At 61.2% G+C, this 6,000-nt stretch carries 11 protein-coding genes; all 11 read right to left on the reverse strand.

Annotated elements, in window-relative coordinates; translation table 11 throughout:
- Positions 1-49: 49 nt before the first annotated feature.
- Complete coding sequence (gene rpsQ / locus AC3FNH_RS20995; RefSeq protein WP_011299307.1) at positions 50-328, reverse strand: 30S ribosomal protein S17; 279 nt, start codon at positions 326-328, stop codon at positions 50-52.
- Positions 325-519, reverse strand: coding sequence for a 50S ribosomal protein L29 (gene rpmC / locus AC3FNH_RS21000; RefSeq protein ID WP_008642937.1), 195 nt, complete (start codon positions 517-519; stop codon positions 325-327). The genes rpsQ and rpmC overlap by 4 nt, the downstream gene beginning before the upstream one ends.
- Positions 520-530: 11 nt before the next feature.
- A complete protein-coding gene (gene rplP / locus AC3FNH_RS21005; RefSeq protein ID WP_010812391.1) occupies positions 531-947 on the reverse strand; it encodes a 50S ribosomal protein L16 in 417 nt (138 codons plus the stop codon).
- Between the two features lie 2 nt (positions 948-949).
- Positions 950-1,753: a 30S ribosomal protein S3 gene (gene rpsC / locus AC3FNH_RS21010; RefSeq protein ID WP_488721435.1), complete on the reverse strand. Its 804-nt coding sequence runs from the start codon at positions 1,751-1,753 to the stop codon at positions 950-952.
- A gap of 9 nt (positions 1,754-1,762) precedes the next feature.
- Positions 1,763-2,092, reverse strand: coding sequence for a 50S ribosomal protein L22 (gene rplV / locus AC3FNH_RS21015; protein ID WP_003271370.1), 330 nt, complete (start codon positions 2,090-2,092; stop codon positions 1,763-1,765).
- 9 nt (positions 2,093-2,101) lie between these two features.
- On the reverse strand, positions 2,102-2,377 hold the full coding sequence (rpsS, locus tag AC3FNH_RS21020) for a 30S ribosomal protein S19 (protein ID WP_011299309.1): 276 nt from the start codon (positions 2,375-2,377) through the stop codon (positions 2,102-2,104).
- Positions 2,378-2,399: 22 nt separating this feature from the next.
- Positions 2,400-3,230 carry a 50S ribosomal protein L2 gene (gene rplB / locus AC3FNH_RS21025; protein ID WP_011299310.1) on the reverse strand — a complete coding sequence of 277 codons (831 nt, stop codon included), beginning with the start codon at positions 3,228-3,230 and terminating at the stop codon, positions 2,400-2,402.
- Positions 3,231-3,232: 2 nt separating this feature from the next.
- Positions 3,233-3,547 carry a 50S ribosomal protein L23 gene (rplW, locus tag AC3FNH_RS21030; RefSeq protein ID WP_006576245.1) on the reverse strand — a complete coding sequence of 105 codons (315 nt, stop codon included), beginning with the start codon at positions 3,545-3,547 and terminating at the stop codon, positions 3,233-3,235.
- Positions 3,544-4,164: a 50S ribosomal protein L4 gene (gene rplD / locus AC3FNH_RS21035; RefSeq protein WP_276098792.1), complete on the reverse strand. Its 621-nt coding sequence runs from the start codon at positions 4,162-4,164 to the stop codon at positions 3,544-3,546. The genes rplW and rplD overlap by 4 nt, the downstream gene beginning before the upstream one ends.
- A 12-nt stretch (positions 4,165-4,176) precedes the next feature.
- Positions 4,177-4,827, reverse strand: coding sequence for a 50S ribosomal protein L3 (gene rplC / locus AC3FNH_RS21040; RefSeq protein ID WP_224081394.1), 651 nt, complete (start codon positions 4,825-4,827; stop codon positions 4,177-4,179).
- Positions 4,828-5,553: 726 nt separating this feature from the next.
- On the reverse strand, positions 5,554-5,862 hold the full coding sequence (gene rpsJ / locus AC3FNH_RS21045) for a 30S ribosomal protein S10 (RefSeq protein WP_006160488.1): 309 nt from the start codon (positions 5,860-5,862) through the stop codon (positions 5,554-5,556).
- Between the last annotated feature and the right edge of the window lie 138 nt (positions 5,863-6,000).

Consider the following 6,000-nt stretch of genomic DNA (forward strand, 5'->3'; position numbering starts at 1 on the left):
TATAGCTACATAATCCTGGACTTGCAAGTCAAGCTAAGAACTGTTGTTCTTAGATGACGCGTGCAGCCTCTACCAGCCGGGAAACCACCCAGGACTTGGTCCGCGACAGCGGACGGCCTTCCTGGATTTCGACCTTGTCGCCTTCCTTGTACTGGTTGGCTTCGTCGTGTGCGTGGTACTTCTTGGAACGCAGCACGTACTTGCCGTACAGGGGATGCTTGACGCGGTTTTCAACCAAGACCGTGACGGTCTTGTCCATCTTGTCGCTTACCACACGACCGACGAGGGTGCGGCGAAGCGACGTTTCCGTTTTTGCAGCTTCAGTCATTTCGCGTTCGCCTTCTCAGTCAGCACGGTTTGCACTCGCGCGATGTCCTTGCGAACCTTCTTCAGCTGGCTGGTGTTCTGCAGCTGTTGGGTCGCCTTTTGCATGCGCAGGCTAAATTGGGCCTTCAGCAGCTCGGAGAGCTCCTGGTTCAGGCCTGCGGCGTCCTTGCCGCGAAGTTCGGATGCTTTCATCCCTGCTCTCCTTACGTCCCGACCTGGCGCACCACGAAATTGGTGGCGATCGGCAGCTTGGCAGCCGCGAGGCGGAAGGCCTCACGCGCCAGATCTTCGCTCACACCATCCATCTCGTAGAGCATCTTGCCCGGCTGGATTTCAGCCACGTAGTACTCCGGATTGCCCTTACCGTTACCCATACGGACTTCAGCGGGCTTCTTCGAGATCGGCTTGTCCGGGAAAATCCGGATCCAGATGCGGCCGCCACGCTTGATGTGACGGGTCATCGCACGACGTGCCGACTCGATCTGGCGAGCCGTCAGGCGGCCACGGCCCATGGCCTTCAGGCCGAATTCGCCGAAAGACACGGCGTTGCCACGGGTAGCCTTACCCGTGTTGCGGCCCTTCTGCTCCTTGCGGTACTTTCTGCGCTTAGGTTGCAGCATCGTTATTCTCCACTCTTCCCATCTGCACCAGGCGCAGCGCGGCGACCGGCACCGGCACCGGCACCACCGCGGCGGTTGCCACCCGGACGGCCTTCGCCTTCACGGCGGCGGCCTTCCGGACGACCCGGGCGACGACGACGGTCGTCCTGCGGCTCTTCCACCACCGGCGCTTCGTTGCGGCCGAGGTGATCACCCTTGTAGACCCACACCTTGACACCGATGATGCCGTAGGTGGTTTCTGCTTCGGAGAAGCCGTAGTCGATGTCGGCGCGCAGGGTGTGCAGGGGCACACGGCCTTCGCGGTACCACTCGGTACGTGCGATTTCGATACCGTTCAGGCGGCCAGCGCTCATGATCTTGATGCCCTGGGCACCCAGGCGCATCGCGTTCTGCATGGCGCGCTTCATGGCGCGGCGGAACATGATGCGGCGCTCGAGCTGCTGCGTGATCGAATCGGCGATCAGCTGAGCATCGGTTTCCGGCTTGCGGATTTCCTCGATGTTCACGTGCACGGGCACGCCCATGCGACGCTGCAGTTCAGCCTTCAGCAGTTCGATGTCCTCGCCCTTCTTGCCGATCACCACGCCCGGACGCGAGCTGTAAATGGTGATACGGGCATTGCGGGCGGGGCGCTCGATGACCACGCGGCCAACCGATGCGTTCTTCAGCTTCTTCTTCAGGAAGTCGCGAACTTCGATGTCTTCCTTCAGCATGCCGGCAAACTTCGTGTTGTTGGCGTACCAACGCGAAGCCCAGTTACGGCTGACGGCCAGACGGAAGCCAGTCGGATGAATCTTCTGTCCCATCGTGACTCCTTAGTTGCCGAGCGTCACAGTAATGTGACACGTTTGTTTCTCGATGCGGTTGCCGCGGCCCTTCGCCCGTGCGGTGAAGCGCTTGAGCGAGGTCGCCTTGTCGACGTAGATCGATTTGACCTTGAGTTCGTCGATATCGGCGCCTTCGTTGTGCTCAGCGTTGGCGATGGCCGATTCGACCACCTTCTTCACGATCCCGGCAGCCTTTTTCGGGCTGAACGTCAGGACATTGAGCGCGCGCTCGATCGGCAGACCGCGGATCTGGTCAGCGACCAGGCGCGTCTTCTGGGCGGAGATGCGGGCACCGCGATGAATCGCTTTCACTTCCATGATGGCACCTTACCTCTTCGCTTTCTTGTCAGCCGCGTGGCCCTTGAACGTGCGGGTGAGCGCAAATTCGCCGAGCTTGTGGCCAACCATGTTTTCCGTGACATACACCGGCACGTGCTGACGGCCGTTGTGCACGGCGATCGTCAGGCCGATGAATTCCGGCATGATGGTCGAGCGGCGCGACCACGTCTTGATGGGCTTCTTGTCCTTGCCGCCTACGGCCGCTTCCACCTTCTTCAGCAGGTGGGCGTCGCAGAACGGACCCTTTTTAGCGGAACGAGTCATATCTTTAGCTCCTACCTACCGATTAACGCTTGTGGCGCTTCTGGACGATCATGCTGTCCGTGCGCTTGTTGCTGCGGGTGCGGTAGCCCTTGGCCGGGGTACCCCACGGCGACACAGGATCGCGACCGGCAGCGGTCTTGCCCTCACCACCACCGTGCGGGTGGTCGACCGGGTTCATCACAACGCCGCGGACCGTCGGGCGGATACCGCGCCAACGGGTCGCACCGGCCTTGCCGATGACGCGCAGGCTGTGCTCTTCGTTGCCCACTTCACCGATGGTGGCGCGGCACTCGATGTGCACGCGACGCACTTCGCCGGAGCGCAGACGCACCTGAGCGTACAGGCCTTCGCGGGCCAGCAGCACGGCGGAACCGCCAGCAGCACGGGCGACTTGGGCACCCTTGCCCGGCAGGATTTCCACGTTGTTGATCGTGGTACCAACCGGAATGTTGCGGATCGGCAGGTTGTTGCCAGCCTTGATCGGGGCTTCAGCACCATTCAGCAGCGCCTGGCCTGCAACCATGCCCTTGGTGGCGATGATGTAGCGGCGCTCGCCGTCGGCGAACAGCACCAGCGCAATGTTCGCGCTGCGGTTCGGATCGTATTCCAGGCGCTCGACCTTGGCGGCGATGCCGTCCTTGTCGTTGCGCTTGAAGTCGACCACGCGGTAGTGGTGCTTATGACCACCGCCCTTGTGGCGGGTGGTGATATGACCGTTGTTGTTACGGCCCGACTTCTGGAATTGCTTTTCCAGCAGCGGAGCGTGGGGAGCGCCCTTGTGAAGGTCCTTGTTGACCACCTTCACCATCGAGCGACGACCCGGGGAAGTCGGCTTGGTCTTGACGAGTGCCATGATTACTTGGCCTCCGCTTCAAAATTGATTTCCTGACCCGGCTTCAGCGAAACGTAGGCCTTCTTCACGTGGTTGCGACGCCCCATGAAACGGCCAAAGCGCTTTTGCTTGCCCTTCTGGTTCAGGATCTGAACGGACTGCACCTCGACCTTGAACAGCAGTTCGACGGCGGCCTTCACTTCTGCCTTGTTGGCATCGCGAGCCACTTCGAACACGACTTGTTCATTCTTGTCGGCGACCAGGGTTGCCTTTTCGGAAACCACCGGCGCGAGCAGCACCTGCATCAAACGATGATCGTTCTTGGCTACTTGCGTCATTTCAGCAACTCCTCGATCTGCGCGACAGCCGCCTTGGTCACCAGCACCTTCTTGTAGTGCACGAGCGACAGCGGGTCAGCCTGGCGCGGCTCGACAACTGCCACGTGCGGCAGGTTGCGCGAAGCCAGGTAGAGGTTTTCGTCGAGGCTGTCGGTGATGATCAGCACCGAGTCCAGGCCCATGGCCTTGAACTTGTCGGCCAAGAGCTTGGTCTTGGGCGCGTCGACGGTGAAACCGTCCACCACATTGATACGGCCTTCACGTGCGAGCTGCGAGTAAATCGAGCGCATGCCGGCACGGAACATCTTCTTGTTGACCTTCTGGCTGAAGTTCTCTTCCGGCGAATTCGGGAAGATACGGCCGCCCCCGCGCCACAGCGGCGAGGAAGACATACCGGCACGAGCACGGCCCGTACCCTTCTGGCGCCACGGCTTCTTGGTCGTGTGCTTGACCTCTTCACGGTCCTTCTGCTTACGGTTACCGCTGCGAGCGTTGGCCTGGTAAGCGACGACGATCTGGTGAACGAGGGCCTCGTTGTAGTCACGGCCGAACACTTCGGCGGAGGCGGCTACGCCCGCGCCGATCTGGCCATTGTCCTGGAGGAGCTTGAGTTCCATTGATTCCGCTCCTTAAGCTTTGGCTTTGGCCTTGACGGCCGGGGTAACGATGACCTTGCCGCCCTTGGAGCCGGGGATGGCGCCCTTGACCAGCAGCAGCTTGCGCTCTGCGTCGATCTTGGCGATTTCCAGGTTCTGGACGGTACGGGTGACATCACCCAGGTGGCCGGTCATGCGCTTGCCCGGGAACACGCGGCCCGGATCCTGCGCCATACCGATCGAGCCCGGCACGTTGTGCGAGCGCGAGTTACCGTGGGTGGCACGGCCGGAGGCGAAGTGATAGCGCTTGATGGTACCGGCGTAGCCCTTACCGATGGTCACGCCCTGCACGTCGATCTTCTGACCGACTTCGAACAGGTCGACCGACAGCGAACCGCCAGCTTGCAGTTCGGCAGCCTTGGCTGCATCGATACGGAATTCGCGGATGATTTCGCCGGCTTCCACGCCGGCTTTGGCGAGGTGACCCGCCAGCGGCTTGGTGACGCGGCTTGCGCGTCGTGCGCCGAAGGTGACTTGAACCGCGGTGTAACCGTCGGTCTCGTCCGTCTTGATTTGTGTCACGCGGTTGTCGCCGACCTCGACCACGGTAACGGGAATCGAATCACCGTCGTCCGTGAAAATACGGGTCATGCCAACCTTGCGACCTACAAGGCCAAGGCTCATGATTTGCTCCATTCCCAGCTGCGATTGGCCGGGGCTGATTGATACACGAAAACTGTGTTTGCGCAGTTGCGCTGCATTTGCGCTTAAAAGGGCTGCGCTAAAGAGGACTGCGCAAGGCCAAAACGGCCAACCCACCACCCGGAGACACGGGTAGCCTTACACTATAGCCCAGAGTTTTGGAATGGGCAACATGAATTGCCGAATTCCGCCGGGAATTGCGCCTTCAACCACAGCATGCGGGGAGATTGCGGCGCGAAACCGACTTTCTGCGGCGCGATAGCCGCGGAAGCGCTCAGTTCCGGCCGCAGAGGCGGAGACGAACTGACCTACATGGAGCACACGCGGTTCGCCTTCCGACGCAGCGACATCCCCTGAGTGGTCCGAAGCGGAGCAGATATCGGACGACGGCACCATCTCGCGCGGGTGGGTTGATCGGGACGATCTGGACGGCGCCACGTGGGTCCCACGGCACGCAAGAACGAAGGACTTCGAGTTCCGCGCCGCACTCGCAACCGACGATCTCAGGCCAGACGTCGGCGCCCTATCGGCCGACGGAGCATGGCTCGTGACCACGACCGGCCGGCTTCACAAGGGCAAGATGCGCTATCACACGCGCCGGGTACGAGCCGATTTGAACTGACCAAGCCGAAGCCAAAAAACAAAAACGGCGAACCGAAGTTCGCCGTTTCTTCCTGCAGCAGGCCGCTGGCGCGGCCCGAAGCATGATTACACCTTGATCTCGACGTCCACGCCTGCCGGCAGGTCGAGCTTCATCAGCGCGTCGACGGTCTTGTCGGTCGGGTCGACGATGTCCATCAGGCGCTGGTGAGTGCGGATCTCGAACTGATCGCGGCTGGTCTTGTTGACGTGCGGCGAACGCAGGATGTCAAAGCGCTGGATGCGGGTCGGCAGGGGCACCGGGCCCTTGACGATCGCGCCGGTACGCTTGGCGGTATCCACGATTTCAGCTGCCGACTGGTCGATCAGGCGATAGTCGAAAGCCTTCAGGCGGATACGGATCTTCTGGTTCTGCATGATATTTCCTTAAAAGAGCGATGGGCAATGTGCCCGGATCAAAGGGGACATGCCCGCAGGCATGTCCCAGGAAGTTGCTTAGTCGAGGATCTTTGCCACGACGCCGGCGCCGACGGTACGGCCACCTTCGCGGATAGC

The sequence above is a fragment of the Cupriavidus sp. 22TCCZM01-5 genome (genome assembly GCF_057798915.1).

What these genes read in the sequence shown, in the direction of transcription:
- rpsS (WP_011299309.1), bottom strand. Translation starts at nt 2,377, where the DNA reads ATGACTCGTTCCGCTAAAAAGGGTCCGTTCTGCGACGCCCACCTGCTG.
- rpmC (WP_008642937.1), bottom strand. Translation starts at nt 519, where the DNA reads ATGAAAGCATCCGAACTTCGCGGCAAGGACGCCGCAGGCCTGAACCAG.
- rplC (WP_224081394.1), bottom strand. Translation starts at nt 4,827, where the DNA reads ATGAGCCTTGGCCTTGTAGGTCGCAAGGTTGGCATGACCCGTATTTTC.
- rpsJ (WP_006160488.1), bottom strand. Translation starts at nt 5,862, where the DNA reads ATGCAGAACCAGAAGATCCGTATCCGCCTGAAGGCTTTCGACTATCGC.
- rplV (WP_003271370.1), bottom strand. Translation starts at nt 2,092, where the DNA reads ATGGAAGTGAAAGCGATTCATCGCGGTGCCCGCATCTCCGCCCAGAAG.
- rplB (WP_011299310.1), bottom strand. Translation starts at nt 3,230, where the DNA reads ATGGCACTCGTCAAGACCAAGCCGACTTCCCCGGGTCGTCGCTCGATG.
- rplW (WP_006576245.1), bottom strand. Translation starts at nt 3,547, where the DNA reads ATGACGCAAGTAGCCAAGAACGATCATCGTTTGATGCAGGTGCTGCTC.
- rplP (WP_010812391.1), bottom strand. Translation starts at nt 947, where the DNA reads ATGCTGCAACCTAAGCGCAGAAAGTACCGCAAGGAGCAGAAGGGCCGC.
- rpsC (WP_488721435.1), bottom strand. Translation starts at nt 1,753, where the DNA reads ATGGGACAGAAGATTCATCCGACTGGCTTCCGTCTGGCCGTCAGCCGT.
- rplD (WP_276098792.1), bottom strand. Translation starts at nt 4,164, where the DNA reads ATGGAACTCAAGCTCCTCCAGGACAATGGCCAGATCGGCGCGGGCGTA.
- rpsQ (WP_011299307.1), bottom strand. Translation starts at nt 328, where the DNA reads ATGACTGAAGCTGCAAAAACGGAAACGTCGCTTCGCCGCACCCTCGTC.